This is a genomic window from Treponema sp. OMZ 803 (genome assembly GCF_024181165.1).
Taxonomy (GTDB): Bacteria; Spirochaetota; Spirochaetia; order Treponematales; family Treponemataceae; genus Treponema.
The window spans coordinates 1289740-1306563 of the sequence record NZ_CP051195.1 but is presented as its reverse complement, the minus strand read 5'-3'; the positions used below and the strand labels follow the sequence as shown (position 1 = coordinate 1306563).

The following is a 16824-nucleotide window of genomic DNA, read 5'->3' as shown; positions in this document are numbered from 1 at the left end:
TTCATTAAAATTACTTTATTAAGAAGATTTTTTCTATCATAATGAATAATCGTTAATTAATAATGCGTAATGGGTGATTTGTAATTACACATCACCAATTACCCATTACACATTGAATATAGGAGGTTTATATGACAAAGTGTAGAATCGGCAAAAAGGCGCACACCTTGAGAGGAGCCGCGGCGCTCATCATAGCTGTATTTTTAACACTGCTTTTTACCGGCTGCCCCAATGCACACGGAAATAAGCCGGCAACGCCCAAGTACACGGTAACCTTTAGTGTAGATGGGGGGGGGGGGACCCTTACCGCAAAGATAGGTGAAACGGAAATAAAAACTGATACTACCGTCGAACAAGGCAAAACCGTGACCTTTACCGCAACGCCTGACAAGGGTTACAAAGTAAAGGGCTGGACGCTCGACGGCAACGCCGTAAACGGCACAGCTGAGACCTACACACTGACTGTAACCCAGCCTGCAACAATCACCGTGAGCTTTGAGCCAAAAAAAGCCATCCTCACCCTTGAGGCAGGCAAGAATACCGTAAAAGTAAAGGCAAAAACAGCTGACGGCTCTGCCATAAAAGTGGAAGGCTGCAACGAAACCGAGCTTGCAAGCAATGTAGAAACCACACTCACAGCAAAAGAAGCGGGAACACAAATTACCCTCATAGGAGACATCACCGAGCTTAACTGCAGCGGTGAAGAAACGCCAGGAGGTAACAGACCGCTCATTGCCCTTGACGCCTCAGGCTGTACCGCCTTGCAAAAGCTTAACTGCCAGTACAATAATATTACCGAGCTTGACGTGCAAGGCTTAACCGCATTGCAAGAGCTTGACTGCAGAACCAATCAGATACCTGAGCTTAACGTGCAAGGCTTAACCAAATTGCAAAAGCTGAACTGCATAGGCAATGAGCTTACCACCCTTAACGTGCAGGGCTTAACTGCTTTGCAAGAGCTTGACTGCAATAACAACACTCAGCTCGCAACCCTCGACGTGCAGGGCTGTACCGCCTTGCAAAAGCTTAACTGTGGATACAATCAGCTCAAAACTCTTAACGTGTCAGACTGCACTGCCTTGCAAGAGCTTATTTGCGACAGCAATAAGATACCTGAGCTTAACGTGCAAGGCTTAACCAAATTGCAAAAGCTGGACTGCGAAGGTAATAAGCTTACCACTCTTAACGTGCAAGGCTTAACTAAATTACAACAGCTGTACTGCTCCAATAATCAGCTCACTGCCCTCAACGTGCAAAGTTGCACCGCTTTGAAAAAGCTGGAATGCTTCCAAAATAAGCTTAATGCCGATGCCTTCACAAAGCTCTTTAACGATTTGCCGGCACGTGAGGTAAGCGACAAGGCAAAGGCTCTGCTTTATGCCGACCAAACAGCTTCCGAAGAGAACTGCAAAAACTTCAGCCAGCCTGAAAGCCTTAAAAAAGCCTTTGAGGACGCAAAAAACGTAAAGCACTGGAAGATGCAAAAAATGAAGGGCTATATTGAGGAAGACATTTAAGAGAATGGGGAATTGATTTAATGGGTAATTCATAATTTGTAATGTGTAATTGATAATTGTGGATTACGAGGTCAGAGGGGAAGAGTTTTCTTTTTATCGAAAAAAAGAAAAGGCTTCCCCTATTCGATCTCTTTGAACATCCGAGTAAGTTATGCTATACTGCAATAAGCGAGGGAAACCGCTATGAGTACGGCAAACAGAAAATACAAAGATTCGGTATTTGTTGATCTATTCAGTGAAGATGAAAAGGCTAAAGAAAACTTTTTATCACTCTATAATGCTTTGCATGGAACAAAACTTACGGCTGTAGGAAAGTTAAAAAATATCAGGCTTGAGCAAGTTCTTTATATGGCATTCTATAATGACGTATCCTATCTTGTAGATAATAGAATAATAGTCCTTGCAGAACACCAGTCTACGATAAATCCCAATATGCCGCTGCGTTGTCTTGAATACATCGGCCGCCTGTATGAAACACTCTTTGAATCAAAAGAAAAATATAGCCGTAAGCTCTTAAATATTCCTACTCCTGAGTTTTATGTTTTTTATAATGGTGAAGAATCCTATCCTTCTGATAAAACTCTGAAACTATCGGAGGCTTTTATAGAAAACACAACACAAGCTAATCTTGAATTAACCGTTAAAGTAATAAATATAAATCGGCAAAACCGCCATCCGGTATTGGAAAACTGCCAAACGATACAGGAATACAGTATATTTGTGGAAACGGTAAGAAAGTGGAAAGAGATAGACCCGCAAAACGGTTTTGAAAAAGCCGTCGAAGAATGTATAGAGAACAATATTTTGCGTGAGTATCTAAAGCGCAAGACTAAGGAGGTAATAAATATGCTGCTAGCCGAATATGATTATGAAACCGATATAGCCGTACAGCGTGCCGAAGAACGAGAAATCGCCTTTGCCGAAGGCATTGAACGAGGCATTGAACGAGGCATTGAGCAAGGTATTGAACAAGGTTTTTCAGAAGGCTCATACCAAACAAAGCGTGAAACGGCCGTAGCATTTAAGCGCCTTGGAATCGACATTGCTAAAATAGCCGAAGGAACAGGTCTTTCCGTTGAAGAAATCGAAAAGCTTTAGATGTGCGCAGTAATCAATTGGTGATAGGTAAACAATTAATTGGTAATCCCTTTAATTGGTAATGGGTAATTATGAATACCACACCAGAGGGATTTTTATGCTATGGTTGTTATAAAAAAACGCCATAGCAACCGTTTTAACTCAACAATTCCATTTCAAAATCCTATAATCTGTGCTATAATACCGCTTGTAAGAGTAAACCGCTATGACTACAGCAAACAGAAAATACAAAGATTCGGTTTTTGTCGACCGTCAACGACTGTACATCCGTGTACAGTCGTTGACTTCGAGTTTTGAGCAAAGCTCAAAACATCGTAATGCTGGAACCCCCGCCATCCGTGGCGGTTATATAGTATGAGCACTTTTGCAAATAGGCGGAGCAGATGCAAGGAGTTAGGCAAAAAAGTACCGCAGGCGTATCGGGTATACGTCGAGGACACTTTTTTGCCGTGCGACGCAGCAGATGCCCGCATATTTGCAAAAGAGAATTTTTTGTCGCTGTATAATGCCTTGCATCATACTAATTTACCGCTTTCCTGTCCTGTAGAAAATATAAGGTTTGATAATATAATGTACATGAACATTGTTAATGATATTTCCTGCCTTGTAGACGATAAGATTATTGTATTGGCAGAACATCAATCGACAATAAACGAGAATATGCCATCGCAAAGACTGTACCTCCTTGTACAGTCTTTGCTTACAGTTTTTGCTCACGCAAAAACATCGTTGCTGCATGGAACCACCGCCATCCGTGCCAAGTTCAAAAATTGACCTCCTTGTCAATTTTTGAACGCGAGTTTCGGCTTTGGCCGAAACATCGCTACTGAGTTTTTAGAAGATGCTCTATTGTAGTTCGCCACGCTCGACAGAGAATTTTCCTTCTTTCTTTTTTGCCTCAACTTTTATATCGCCGATAGGATTCCATTCCACCGCAAAAGTGATGGTCGGACTAAATTCATAATATTTACGGGAACCTTCATTCTTTAACTGAGGTTTGATTTCACAATTGAGTTTTAATTTCCAATCCTTGAGGTAGTGGGTAAAACCGATATCCAGTGATTGCAGTTTAAATCCCGAGGCTTCCCGTTTCGATCTGTTCCAAAAATAAAAAGACTGAGCCAAATCGGTAAGTATATTAGTATTACCGGGAATAACAACCGGCAAATTGAGCGCTTTTTGAAAATATCGTGCAATGACATCATTCCTGCTTGATGAACCGAAAGAAAAATCCCAAAATTCATGGATATTAAAAATAATCTTAGGAGCAAACGTAAAATAGCTGTCAGTAATACGGACTAAATTAAACTGTAAAGTTGACGACAATCCAAGCTGTATTTTGATACGGTTTTTCCATGCATAAATAGTAAACGGATTGGAAGTGTTGGAAAACGAAAAACCCAAGGCAAAGGGGATAAACCGTTTTTCCGTACCGTCCAATACCCATCCGCTTCCCGGTACGAGCTTTTGTGGTACTTCTCTGCTTTGGGTATAAAAGGCGGAAATATATTTCCACCCAAAGGTGATATGCAGCCGCTCGTTGCTCTTATCTTGGATATTATAGATATAGGTTTGGGCAATCCGTATATCATAAGGAAGCACCCATGTTAAGTCTGCCTTGAAAGGCTCCCAAGCCCATTTTTTTGCTGAATGCTCTTTTTCGGACAACTTTGTAGAGGCCGCAAATGTGCCATAAGGAAACGACACATTAAGCGACGTAGTATAGGCTTGCAAGAGGGGCGGCAAATTCATAGAAAAAGTAATTTTTTGCGTATATTTTTCTGCGAGTATAACGCCGAATACTGCTGTCCCCGTATGCGCAGTAATAAAATCTTTATTCCACTTTACTCTCTGTGTTTCCCATTTAGGATTACTATAAGTACCGATAAATGTATTTTTTGCTAAAATTTCTGTGATATTCCAGCTGAATGACACAGGTTTAAATAAATCAGTGTACACGAATGGATTGACGGTTACTGAGTTTTCGTTCTTTAATGTATACACGTTTGCTTTAAAGTTGTTTAGTTCTAAAATCGGCTTTTTACTCACATCCCGTGTCCATGGATGACGTTGATAATTTCCCGAAATGACAAGGTTACTCGAGAGAGAAATAAGATTTTGCGAATAGGATAGTGAACCTTTTAAACCTGCACTCCCCTTCAATTGGTAATATCGCGATTCATAGTCTTTCCATCTTATATCTTCAGGATTATTCCACTGCGAAGAAGCAAAGGTTGTTTCCTGTAATGCAGAAAAATCACCTGAATAACTAAGCGAATATGCAATACTATGATCGAACTCTTTGTCATACACCGGTTTAAATGGAGGAATAAAAGTATCAAAAAAATCCCGTTTTGAATTGGCGGTTTTAGTTTCCGATTCGCTATCCGACGGTGCTTTATCCTGCGTGATAAACGGATGTACAATGCCTTCCACATCAGGAATTTTTTTTGCCGGTGTTCGATTAAACATAGTATTGGATAGGAGGGTTCCCGCAATTGAAATTTTTCCTTCCGGTTTAAAAAGCGAAGGATAAAAGAAATCCCTCTGCGGAGCATACAACTCTTCAGCAGTGACTGATTGCTTAGTTTTTGAAGAAAAATCAACGGTCAAAGATGCGGTATCCAGATTAAATGAAGAGATCCATGGACTGATTTTCCTAAATGATGGCCGTATTGATCCGTCTATTTTCCAAGAATAAGAGCTTTCACGTCCGATACTATCGGCGCCTTTTGCTAATTTTTCTTTATTCAAAAGATAATTAAACCAATTCATATCCTCCGATCGGTCAAAAAAATCTTTCTTGAAATAAGGGTCGGAAATAAGGGGCACACTTATCGAAAGTTGAAACGGCGCCTGCGAAATTCCAAAATTAATATGCGCTCTGTATCGAAACGGCAGCTGCATTCCCAGAAAAAAACCTTTATTGTAGTGCCTTTTTCCATGTGTATCATAAGTAGTATGTGAGATACCGCCGGTACCGATTCTATTCAGAGGAAAAAGTGTCCGAGACATTCCGAAAAAAACTGAAAAATCGAGCTGTCTAATCGGTGTATTTTTAGGAATTGTCTTTCCTTCTATGCCGACTAAACCGCCGAGTTGTGAATAGGTATCTGCAATTAATTTAATATATGCAGAACTTATATCGGTTTCATCTTCTTCCATGTTCTTAAAAAACAAACCGATTCGTTCTTGTTTTTTAAGCCGATCACTTTTCATAAAATTAGAAAAAGAACCGGATTTTTTGGAATCGGTATCAAGCGGTTTACGCCCAAGAAGATATGTTGTTGTTTGAAGGAAGTATCCCTCACGATTCCGAAAGCCGAATACGGGATGGAAAAGCATTTCATCGGCAGGATGATAAAAAAACGGTAGATACAATATCGGCACAATTCCGATGGAGAAATAACCGTTAGCAAATGCCAGTTCATTACCCGGTAACATCCAAATCCGACTTGCACGGATAGACCACAACGGTTCTTCGCCCGGATCGGGGTTGGTACTTAGCACGGCATCTTTAAATCCGATTACACCGCTCGAATCACGACCGACCGTTGCCGACTGAATTGTAAAAGGGGATTGCCCTTGTTTCCGAGGTGCCTGTTTGATCGTACCGTCAAGGAATATACCTTCCATCTCGTCGATATTGAATAGCAGTAATTCGCCGATGAATTCTTCCGCCCCATCGGAACCGCCGCTCTTTCTACTGTAGTGAACATTCCCTTCCGCCTCAATGGTATTTTCGGAGCGATTATACACTAATTTATCCGATTCGATTGTTGAAACGGTAGAGCCGTCTTTTACCGAAAGAGAAACACCGCCGGTAAACACAATAATGTCGTCTTTTTTTTCCTCAACGGCTTTTTGCGCCTCTTCGGTTGTTACCGATGTCTGAGTGTCGGAGATATTTTCCGTACCGGCGGTTTGTTCTGTCGGAGATTCCGTTTTATCTTCACTGCTATTTGTATCTTTTTTCTTATCGGTTTTATCCGGTTTGGTACTGTATTGCGCCTTATTCTCTTTTTTGAATACCTCCATCACGCGCACTGAATTGATGGTAATAACTTTCGGCTCTTTCGCAATCTGCGCGTATGGAGAAGAGAGAATGAATAAAAAAAGGCAAAAAACGGAAACAAGCGGCTTTTTCATTATACGGCTGTCTATAAAAACCTATGAGCTTTTTTGCCGCTGTCGGTCAAGCATCTCTTTAATGTAAAACCCCGTGTAGGAATTTTTCACTTCGGCAACTTCTTCCGGCGTGCCTTCCGCAATAACGGTACCGCCGCGGGAACCTCCTTCAGGGCCGAGGTCAATGATATGATCGGCTTGTAGGATGACATCGAGATTGTGCTCGATCATAAGGGCGGTATTCCCCTGATCCACCAGCCGTTGAATAACCTCCATCAGCTGTTTGACATCTGCAAAATGCAGTCCCGTTGTCGGCTCGTCCAAAATATAGAGCGTTTTCCCCGTCGAACGCTTGGAAAGCTCGTGCGCCAGTTTAACCCGCTGCGCTTCGCCGCCCGACAAGGTAAGCGCCGATTGCCCGAGGCGGATATAGCCGAGCCCTACCGAAAGGAGGGTTTGCATTTTGCGGGCAATTTGCGGCACGGGAGCAAAGAACTCGGCGGCTTCTTCGATGGTCATCTCGAGCACGTCGGAGATATTCTTCCCCTTGTACCGGACATCGAGCGTTTCTTTGTTAAACCGTTTACCGCGGCACACATCGCAGGTGATATACACGTCGGGTAAAAAGTTCATTTCGATTGCGATTGCGCCGTCACCCTGACAGTGCTCGCAGCGGCCGCCCCGCACATTAAACGAAAAACGTCCCGGCTTATAGCCCCGCGCTTTGGCTTCCGGCAAGTTTGCAAACAGGTCGCGAATCGCGGTAAACACCTCTACATAGGTCGCAGGATTCGAGCGGGGCGTTCTGCCGATCGGGCTTTGGTCGATATTGATAACCTTATCGATATGCTCAAGCCCTTTTATCTTTTTGTATGCGCCCTCCGGCAGACCGCTGCGCATCAGCGCGTTGGATACGGCGGGATACAGTACATCCGAAAGGAGCGTGGACTTTCCCGAACCGGAAACGCCGGTGATGCAGGTAAAGGCTCCGAGCGGGATGGAAACCGAAACATTCTTTAAATTATGCTCGGTTACTCCCTGTAAGGTTAAAAAGGCGCCGTTTCCTTTCCGCCGTTCTGCGGGGAGTTCCATGCAGAGGGTTCCCGCAAGGTACTGACCGGTAAGGCTTTCCTTTACATGCATCACCTCGTCGGGAGTCCCCGCCGCTACGACAGCGCCGCCGTGCACCCCTGCACCCGGGCCTAGGTCTACGATGTAGTCGGCGACGCGGAGGGTTTGCTCGTCGTGTTCTACTACGATGAGCGTATTGCCGAGGTTACGCAGGTACAGCAGTGTATCGATCAGCCGCTGATTATCCCGCTGGTGCAATCCGATGGATGGTTCGTCGAGGATGTACAGCACTCCGATTAAGCTGGAGCCGATTTGGGTTGCAAGCCGTATCCGCTGCGATTCTCCGCCGGACAGCGTCGCCGCCTTCCGTTCAAGGGTGATATAGTCAAGCCCCACGTTTTTCATAAACTGGAGGCGGGAGGTTATCTCTTTTAGAATTTGATGCGCGATGGTTTTTTCCGTAGCGGTCAGCTTGAGCTTTTCAAAAAACGTAATTGAATCGCCGACGGAAAGGCTGCTTAACTCGTAAATATTTTTACCGCCGACGGTAACGGCTAAGGCTTCCGGCTTTAAACGCTTACCGCCGCAGTGTTCGCACGTTGTAACCGCCATATATTTTTCGTACGATTCCCGCTGCGCTGCCGAATACGCTTCATTATACCGGCGCTGCATATCGGCATAGATGCCGAGCCACGGACGGCGATACTTTGACTTACCCGACCCGTCCTGCCGTTCGTACACAAATTCAATCGGTTCAAGGCCGGAGCCGTCCATAATGATCTTTAGCTCTTTTTTTGATAGTTCCTTTACCGGCGTGTCGAGCGAAAAGCCGAAGCGGCGGGCAAGCGCTTCAAAACGGGCGCGGTTCCATGCGGAATCGGGATTATAGGGCAAGAACGCCCCCTCGTTAAAGGAAAGCGAGGTGTCCGGCACTATCAGCTTAAAGTCGAAATGCTGTTTAAGCCCCAATCCGGTACATTCGGGGCAAGCGCCGTAAGGGTTATTAAACGAAAAAAGGCGCGGCTGCAAATCCGGCATCGAAATACCGCAGTCGGGACAGGCATTTTTTTGCGAAAAGAACACTTCCGTTATCGGGTCATCCGCTGTCTTTTGTCGCAAGGCTATCAGCGTCCCGCCGGAACTTTCCAACGCAGTTTCCACCGACTCCGAAAGGCGTTTGCGGGCATCGGCGGACAGCTGAATACGGTCTACGATAATCTCTATAGTGTGTTTCTTTTGTTTATCGAGCTTAACGCCGTCTTCCAAATTAACCGTCAGTCCGTCGATGCGCGCACGGAGAAAACCCGCCTTTTGGGCGTCTTCGATAATCTTCTGGTGTTCGCCCTTCTTGCCTTTGATAATCGGCGCGAGGATTTGAACGCGGGTACGGTCTTCCCAGCTCATAATCGCATCGATAATTTGATCGACTGTTTGCTCCTGAATTTCTTTCCCGCACTGCGGACAATGCGGATGCCCCGTTCTGGCATACAGGAGGCGGTAGTAGTCGTAAATTTCCGTTACCGTACCGACCGTCGAGCGCGGATTACGGTGCGTAGTCTTTTGTTCTATGGAAATAGCAGGAGACAAGCCTTCGATATAATCGACATCGGGCTTATCCATACGGTCTAAGAACTGCCGCGCATACGCCGAAAGGGATTCCACATACCGCCGCTGCCCCTCGGCAAAGATGGTATCAAAGGCAAGGGAGCTTTTTCCCGAACCGGAAAGCCCCGACACCACAATGAGCTTGTCGCGGGGCAGCTCCACATCGATATTTTTGAGATTGTGCTCGCGCGCACCTTTAACGATGAGTTTATTCACGTGTGCGCTGTTTTGTGTTTCATTTTCTTGCATGATAAAGATTAAATTAACGTTTACTTCGCCTTGCCTTGGTTCGCAACGGCGTTGATCTTGGCATTGATTTTTTCCTGATCTCCCAAATAGGCCTTGCTCACCACATTAAAATTAACATCAAATTCATAGACGAGGGGAACGCCCGTCGGCAGATTTACCTGCACAATCTCCTCGTCGCTCAAATGTTCAAAGTATTTAATGAGCGCCCGCAGCGAATTACCGTGCGCGGCAATCAATACGCGCTTACCTGCCAGCATATCCTTTTTAATGACCGATTCAAAATACGGAACAGCTCGTGCAATGGTATCTTTCAAGCTTTCGGTACGGGGCAACTCCGCCTTATCGACGCCACGGTATGCGGTTTGGAGATACGGGCAGCGCGCATCGTCTTCCGAAAGAACAGGCGGCGCAATATCGAAGGAACGGCGCCAAATTTTTACCTGCGCCTCCCCGTATTTTTCAGCCGTTTCAGCCTTGTTCAATCCTTGCAGATCGCCGTAATGCCGTTCGTTCAGTTTCCATGTTTTAACGACAGGGAGCCAATTGCGGTCAAGCTCATCCAATACGAATTGCAGCGTATGGATTGCTCGCTTTAAGTATGAGGTATAGCAGATATCAAAGTCAAAACCGGCTGCGGCAAGCGCCTTTCCGCCTTCCTTTGCTTCCTCTACACCCTTTTCCGACAATTCCACATCAGTCCAACCGGTAAACAGGTTCAACTTGTTCCATTCACTTTCGCCATGCCGTATAAGCACTAATTTCATTTTCTACCTCCATAAAAACTTTCCTATGATATGAAAAAACGATAATTCATATCCGAAAATATCGGATATTCTTTTTCTCTCTTAATCAACCGGTCGGTACCGATCGAGCCCGAACCGAGCGAATCATATACATCGGTAAAGGCGGCAAGATGCTCCTCACACTCCGCGGCGGCATAGTCGGCGGAGATTTGGGCATCCGCCATCAGCGGCCAATCGGTCGACTGCGCAAGTAGCAGTTCTCTCGCTGCCATATTCAGCATCCGCTCTTTAAGGCCTTGATCGTTCCGGAAACGTCCTGCGAGGTCGATCATCCGTTCGGTCGCCTTTTGAATACGAGGAAACATCCAATCGTTAGAGCTGTTAATCAGTTCATCAGCATACCCGCTCGGCAGGTTGGAAGCATAAAAAGGATTAATACTCTGTATCCGCCGCACTTTTTTAAGGTATTCGGTCGGTAATGCGCACTGCATATCACGCCGCTGCGCAACTTTGCAAAACACTGCTTCCAGCCATCGCATTCCTTCCATCCACGTTTTGCCGAGAAACCTGAGCGGCAATACGGAAACCGAGCACAGCGGATCGGTATCGGTACCGAGCAATTCCATAGCTTCCGTTAATACCGCATTACGGTTTGCAATAAACCGTTCGGCATCCTTTTCCGCTTGCAGTGCGCCTGCCGCTGCGTTATATTCGCCGCCACCTCGCCGGTGATAGCAAAATCCCGTTGCACGCCGCCCTTTTTTCACATCGAACAGAGGTGAAAGCGCTTGTTCATCAAATTCGAAGCCGACGTCTTTATCGGTGTCGAGGTAATCGGGGTGCAGATAAAACCCTGTTTCGGGATTGGCAACATCAGCGCACGCTGTACTGTCTTTCCCCAAGAAGGCCAAACCGCTTTCGCCTATGGCGGCGGAAAAGACACCATTTACCGGCGGTCGATCGGCAAATAAGAAACTCTGACCTTCCAATACGGTATAATCGATACCATAAGACTTGATAATGCTGTCTAATCCCGTATCATATCCCATTGACGGAAGCCAAAACCCTGCAGGCACCGCCTCAAAATCCTCCCGAAAACTACTGAGGCCTTGTTCAATCTGTGCGGTAAGCGCTTCCGGCATATCCTGATAAAACGGGAAAAAGCATGGTGTTGCCGATGTCGCAAGCAGTTCAATGCATCCCTTGGCAACAAAGAAATTTATTCCGCTCAAAATATCTTTTTTATAACGGGTATGAAAATCTTCCCGATTAAGCGTTAAAAATTCAAGGTACATCCTGACAATATCTTCACGGGCAGTTCCGGATGTCCGTTTTAATTCCTGTTGTGCAAATGTTATATGCCGATCCAAATACACGCCGTACCGCTCTTGCCACAAGGAAGATTTTAGCATTTCACACAAAAGCGGAGAAATTACCAGCGCGCATTTAAACGAAACGGCATCGGAATCCAAACGTCTGCACATTCGTAAGAACGGCAAAAGACCGTATGACAACATCTCATACAACTGTGCCGCTTCGAGCGGTTCGTTCTCATCCGATTGGCGGATATATGGTACGTGAGCATGAAAAATAAAAAGTAATGTCTTTTTAATCATCGAGTACCTCGAATATACTGTTCTCCGAACATAGGGCTGCGTAGGGTTATCCAAAAACTTCAGTTTTGGAATAGTTTCTTTGCTTTTCTATCTAAAAGCCTGCCGGTAATGCCGAAAGTGAGACTTTTTTAAAGAGGTCAATCCTGATAAACCGATTATCTTATTCACTGCATTTTGCGAAATGCAAAGCCGTTGCGGAATATTCTTTCGCCGCATACCGACAACATTCGATTGCGACAATATTTGCTCACGACCGTTCGTAAAATGAGCCATTAAGTCGATACGGTGCAAGTATTCATCAAAAGAAACATGCACATAGCGCCTGCGGTCTTCCTTTGGTACCTGTATATCAAAAAAGTCTGAAGATTTTAAAGGGTTTTCAAGGTCGAGAGAATGCACGCGAAGTGAAAAAAAAGAAAAATCTTTTGCTTCCGTCAATTCGGTAAAAAGACGTTTATGAAAATCCCAAAAGACAAAAAACCACAGCGGATTCTTTAAGACAACCCTTATCTCGGTCATGTTATAGCCGTATGCTGCTTCTTGAGGTCGTGTTGATGCCAAAATAGGGTCAACACTATCATCATCATTCGCGAAACCGTCATCAAGATCAAGTAATTCACTGATCAAAAGGTACCGAGTCAAATCGGATGACAAAAACAACCCATATCGGTCGGCCAGTGCAAAAAGAGCATCCGTAGACAGCGTCTGCAAATAGGATCTGGTAAATTTCACCGCACTCCCACTCTCCATTGCGGCATCATCTAAAATATTCATCGTTATGTCAAGACTCAAGTCTTTTGAAAATATACGGCGCAGAGCATTGGAGTACAAGTGCTCAATATTTTGCTCAGCAGCATTAAATGACGAGATGTGCCCTATATATTTTCTTTGATTTTTATAATTGTAGACGTTATATAATCCTGCGGGGTGCATTTTTTTTCGGCCATTAAATACGAGAACAATTTTGAAACAGCCATATATCCTTGCTGTTCAGGTTCCTGGCAAATGGTAAAATCAATAAATCCGTCTTTCACCAAACGCTTTGTTGCCGGAATATCGTCAAATGATAAAATAGAGGGCTTTTTTCTGTTTTCTGAATCTTTATGCCATCGATCGACTGCCTTACAGACCCCTTCAACCCCAGCGGCGGCAATAAATATGCAGTTTGTTTCCGGATATTTTTCCAATGCGCTCATTGTCGTTTCGTATGCATACGTATCGTCATCAAGTGATTCAAAGGTACTTAAAACCGTATAAGAAGATTTTCTTTCAATTAAACCTTGGATAAAGCCTTGAATGCGTTCATTATGGCCGCGAATATGAAAAGAGCCGGTAACTATTAAAATGTTCAATTCGCTCTTTGTTAACAACGACAATAAACCGGCGGCGGTGTTTCCTCCGTTCGTATAATCAGGGCCCACATAGCATAGACGATCGGTATCAGGAATATCGGTATTGACACTGATAACCGGTGTTCCTTTTTCGATAAGCGTTTGTACGGTATATTGAACTTCGGGGATATCCATAGTGGCAATACATGCACCGGAAAGATTCATAGAAGCTAATTTCTCAATCGTATGAATATGCGTAGCGATATCAAACCCTTTTATATGTTCTATGTGAAGGGACACTCCGAAATCGCTTAATTCTTTTTCTGCGCGGTGAAAACCGGCAATAATACCGTCAAAAAAAGGATTTCCCACATCGGGAAGTAAACAGCCGAATTTTATCGGCTGTTTACGGGCGGCAAGAATTTTTCCTGCCATATTCGGTGCAAAGCCCATTTCATCGGCAATGAGGCGGACTCTTTGCGCGACTTCGGGATTTACTCCCATACGTTTATGCAGTACACGGTCTACTGTCCCCCGTGACACACCCGCCGCCGCCGCAATATCTTTTATGGTAACCGACACCGTTTATCCGTTAAAAATAACTTCGTTGAAAATGTTTTCGTATAATTCCTGTTTGCCCGAAGCGGGGTGCACCGTATCATAGGATTCGGCCATGGCTGCAAGACTTTCCAGAGTCATTTTGCCCGCCGCAAATTCGGCGCCCTTTCCCTCTGCAAAAGATGCATAGCGTTCTTTAACCAATGCATCGATTCGCCCGTCTTCAATAAGGGCGGCAGCTTTTTCCAAGCCCAGTGCAAACATATCCATACCGCCGATATGTGCGATAAATAAGTCTTCCGGTGCGGTCGAATTTCTTCTACGCTTTGCATCAAAGTTTAAGCCGCCCGTTTTAAAGCCACCCATACGCAGCACCGCCCGCATAGCCAAGGTCGTTTCATATATGCTCGAAGGGAATTGGTCGGTATCCCAGCCGTTTCGGCTATCACCGCGATTTGCATCGATGGAACCGAGCATCCCCGCATCAACACATACCGATAATTCATGGTAAAAGTCGTGCCCTGCAAGCTCTGCATGATTTGCTTCAATATTCAGTTTAAAATCCTTTTCCAAACCGTAGGTACGCAAAAAGCCTATCACTGTTTCCGCATCGAAGTCATATTGATGTTTTGTCGGCTCCATCGGTTTCGGCTCGATATAAAAACAGCCGGTAAAGCCCTGCTTACGCGCATAATCGCGTGCCATCGTTAAAAAACGGGCGAGGTGTTCTTTTTCAGCCTGCATGTCGGTATTCAACAGCGACATATAGCCTTCACGTCCGCCCCAAAAGGTATAGCCTTGCCCGCCGAGCTTTATCGTTGCATCTATTGCGCATTTCACCTGAGCTGCAGCGTGGGCTACAATATCGAACTGCGGGTTTGTCGCAGCCCCGTTCATATAGCGCGGATTACTGAATACATTGGCCGTCCCCCACAAGAGTTTTACACCGGTTTCTTTTTGCCGCTCATACAGACCGTCGGTAATTTTTATAAGATTTTTTTCACTTTCGGCAGGACTTTTCCCTTCAGGGCTTATATCCCGGTCATGCCAGCAATAATAGGGCGCTCCGATTTTAGTAATAAACTCAAAAGCCGCATCCGCTTTGTTTTCGGCGTTTGTCATCGCATCCGTGCTGCTGTTCCACGGAAACTTCATTGTTCCCGCCCCAAAGGGATCTTCTCCTGCAGCGCAAAAAGAATGCCAGTAGGCTATTGCAAAACGCAAATGCTCTTTCATCGGCTTACCTAAAACGATTTTATTTTCATCGTAGTATTTAAATGCGAGCGGGTTTTTCGATTGTTTCCCCTCAAACCTTATTTTACCGATACCGGGAAAGTATTCGGTACTTCCTTTAAAATATGACATATAACCTCCAAATAGAAATTCTGCAGAAAGCGTCAGCTTTCAAAAAATTTAGCCGTGTATATAAAGGGGCGTCAGCTGCCCCAAAATCTCATTATAATCGCGGTACGCCTGTTCGTATTCGCAAACTGCGCTGCCCGGTTCCGCCGATTTTTCTTTACTCAACTGAATGTGTTCGGCGCAAAGGCTCTTTATCCGCTCAGGTGTACCACCTTCAAGACACCACAGCGCTTGTACGGCTGCGCCCATTGCGGCAGCTTCTTCCGATACGGGAACGCTGACCGGCACATTCATAATATCCGCGGCGATTTGCCTCCATAAGGGACTTTTTGCGCCGCCTCCTATAAGCCGTATTTCTTTCGGTTCAAAACCCAATTTTTTAAAGGCGTCCAAGCCTCCTTTCAGGGCGAATACAGCGCTTTCCATTGCAGCACGGCAGATGTTTTCCTTATTCGAATTTGTCATCGTAAGACCGGTGATGCTTGCCCTTCCTTTCGGTAAATTCGGTGTACGCTCTCCGTTAAAAAAGGGAAGAACCCGTACTCCTTGAGCGCCCGGCTCAGCTGCTGCGGCAAGACGATTGAAGTCGGCTACCGGTAAACCGAAGAGAGAACGGATTTGTTCGGTTGCAACCGTGCAGTTCATCGTACACAAAAGCGGAAGCCATCCGCCCGTTGAGGAACAAAAGCCCGATAGACCGTGTTCGGGGTCGGCGATGGGCTTGTCCGAATAACCGTAGAGTGTTCCCGACGTCCCCATACTCATCGTTAAAAAGCCGTCGCTGACCGTCCCCGTCCCGATTGCCCCCATCATATTATCCCCGCCGCCGGAAGAAACCGGGATACCTTCAGGAATCCCTAAAAGACCGGCGGCTTTCTGCGATACCGTTCCGGCTTTTGTATCCGAAGCGATAAGAGGCGCAAGTAAATCGTATAAGCCTTCATCGATAAGAGAACAGAGTGTACGCGACCATCTGCGTTTTACAGGGTTAAACAGCGCTGTCCCCGAGGCGTCTCCAGCTTCCATAACATAGCTTCCGGTTAGTACGTAATTGATGTAATCATGCGGAAGCAAAATATAGCGCACGTTTTTCCATCCGTCGGGAAAATGTTTTTTTAACCACAATATCTTGGGAGCAGTAAAGCCGGGTAACATGAGGTTGCCGACTTCTTTTATAACTTCGGCATTACCTCCTGCTTTATCGGTTAAGATGCGGCATTCTTCGGCGGTTGACGTATCGTTCCACAGTTTTACGTTATAAAGAGCTTGTCCGTCTTTATCAAGAGGGACAAAGCCATGCTGCTGACCGGAGACGCCGACGGCCTGTATCTGCGAACGCAATTCACACGGAAGTTTTTCAAAGACGCTTTTTAATGCCGCATCGTACCATTCGGTTTTTTGTTCGCGGGTTCCGTCCTCTTTGGAAATCAAATCCAAAGGACAGGATGCTTGTGCGACAATACGTTTTTGTTCGTAATCGTATAAAACCGCTTTTAAACTTTGCGTTCCTAAATCAATACCGGCAACTATGTTCATATTTCCCCTG

At 45.2% G+C, this 16824-nt stretch carries 10 protein-coding genes and 1 pseudogene; 3 read left to right on the top strand and 8 right to left on the bottom strand.

From position 1 onward, the window contains the following. Positions 1-131: 131 nt before the first annotated feature. The 3 genes and pseudogenes from ABH09_RS05950 to ABH09_RS05940 all read left to right on the top strand — a co-directional run. Positions 132-1517, top strand: a complete 1386-nt coding sequence (locus ABH09_RS05950; RefSeq protein ID WP_253715604.1) for a leucine-rich repeat domain-containing protein — start codon at positions 132-134, stop codon at positions 1515-1517. A 183-nt stretch (positions 1518-1700) separates the two neighbouring features. Further along, a complete protein-coding gene (locus ABH09_RS05945; protein ID WP_253715602.1) occupies positions 1701-2615 on the top strand; it encodes an Rpn family recombination-promoting nuclease/putative transposase in 915 nt (304 codons plus the stop codon). Between the two features lie 444 nt (positions 2616-3059). Continuing rightward, positions 3060-3281, top strand: a pseudogene (locus tag ABH09_RS05940) (hypothetical protein); the annotation flags it as partial. A gap of 180 nt (positions 3282-3461) precedes the next feature. Here ABH09_RS05940 and ABH09_RS05935 read toward each other — a convergent pair. The 8 genes from ABH09_RS05935 to xylB form a co-directional block, all read right to left on the bottom strand. Next, complete coding sequence (locus ABH09_RS05935) at positions 3462-6764, bottom strand: LPS-assembly protein LptD (RefSeq protein ID WP_253715600.1); 3303 nt, start codon at positions 6762-6764, stop codon at positions 3462-3464. A 21-nt stretch (positions 6765-6785) separates the two neighbouring features. Then, positions 6786-9668, bottom strand: a complete 2883-nt coding sequence (gene uvrA / locus ABH09_RS05930) for an excinuclease ABC subunit UvrA (protein ID WP_253715598.1) — start codon at positions 9666-9668, stop codon at positions 6786-6788. A 20-nt stretch (positions 9669-9688) separates the two neighbouring features. Further along, on the bottom strand, positions 9689-10432 hold the full coding sequence (gpmA, locus tag ABH09_RS05925) for a 2,3-diphosphoglycerate-dependent phosphoglycerate mutase (protein WP_253715597.1): 744 nt from the start codon (positions 10430-10432) through the stop codon (positions 9689-9691). 23 nt (positions 10433-10455) lie between these two features. Beyond that, complete coding sequence (locus ABH09_RS05920; protein WP_253715595.1) at positions 10456-12027, bottom strand: 1,4-alpha-glucan branching protein domain-containing protein; 1572 nt, start codon at positions 12025-12027, stop codon at positions 10456-10458. Between the two features lie 87 nt (positions 12028-12114). Beyond that, positions 12115-12759: a DUF4912 domain-containing protein gene (locus tag ABH09_RS05915; protein ID WP_230978107.1), complete on the bottom strand. Its 645-nt coding sequence runs from the start codon at positions 12757-12759 to the stop codon at positions 12115-12117. 143 nt (positions 12760-12902) lie between these two features. After that, a complete protein-coding gene (locus ABH09_RS05910; protein WP_253715594.1) occupies positions 12903-13940 on the bottom strand; it encodes a LacI family DNA-binding transcriptional regulator in 1038 nt (345 codons plus the stop codon). A 3-nt stretch (positions 13941-13943) separates the two neighbouring features. Further along, positions 13944-15281 carry a xylose isomerase gene (gene xylA / locus ABH09_RS05905; RefSeq protein WP_253715593.1) on the bottom strand — a complete coding sequence of 446 codons (1338 nt, stop codon included), beginning with the start codon at positions 15279-15281 and terminating at the stop codon, positions 13944-13946. 48 nt (positions 15282-15329) lie between these two features. Then, positions 15330-16814 (bottom strand): xylulokinase, encoded by a 1485-nt coding sequence (xylB, locus tag ABH09_RS05900; protein WP_253715592.1) that lies wholly within the window; start codon positions 16812-16814, stop codon positions 15330-15332. Positions 16815-16824 lie beyond the last annotated feature (10 nt).

Bases quoted from the DNA above. Each gene is read 5' to 3' on its own strand.
- ABH09_RS05950 (WP_253715604.1), top strand. From the start codon at position 132: ATGACAAAGTGTAGAATCGGCAAAAAGGCGCACACCTTGAGAGGAGCC.
- ABH09_RS05945 (WP_253715602.1), top strand. From the start codon at position 1,701: ATGAGTACGGCAAACAGAAAATACAAAGATTCGGTATTTGTTGATCTA.
- ABH09_RS05935 (WP_253715600.1), bottom strand. From the start codon at position 6,764: ATGAAAAAGCCGCTTGTTTCCGTTTTTTGCCTTTTTTTATTCATTCTC.
- uvrA (WP_253715598.1), bottom strand. From the start codon at position 9,668: ATGCAAGAAAATGAAACACAAAACAGCGCACACGTGAATAAACTCATC.
- gpmA (WP_253715597.1), bottom strand. From the start codon at position 10,432: ATGAAATTAGTGCTTATACGGCATGGCGAAAGTGAATGGAACAAGTTG.
- ABH09_RS05920 (WP_253715595.1), bottom strand. From the start codon at position 12,027: ATGATTAAAAAGACATTACTTTTTATTTTTCATGCTCACGTACCATAT.
- xylA (WP_253715593.1), bottom strand. From the start codon at position 15,281: ATGTCATATTTTAAAGGAAGTACCGAATACTTTCCCGGTATCGGTAAA.
- xylB (WP_253715592.1), bottom strand. From the start codon at position 16,814: ATGAACATAGTTGCCGGTATTGATTTAGGAACGCAAAGTTTAAAAGCG.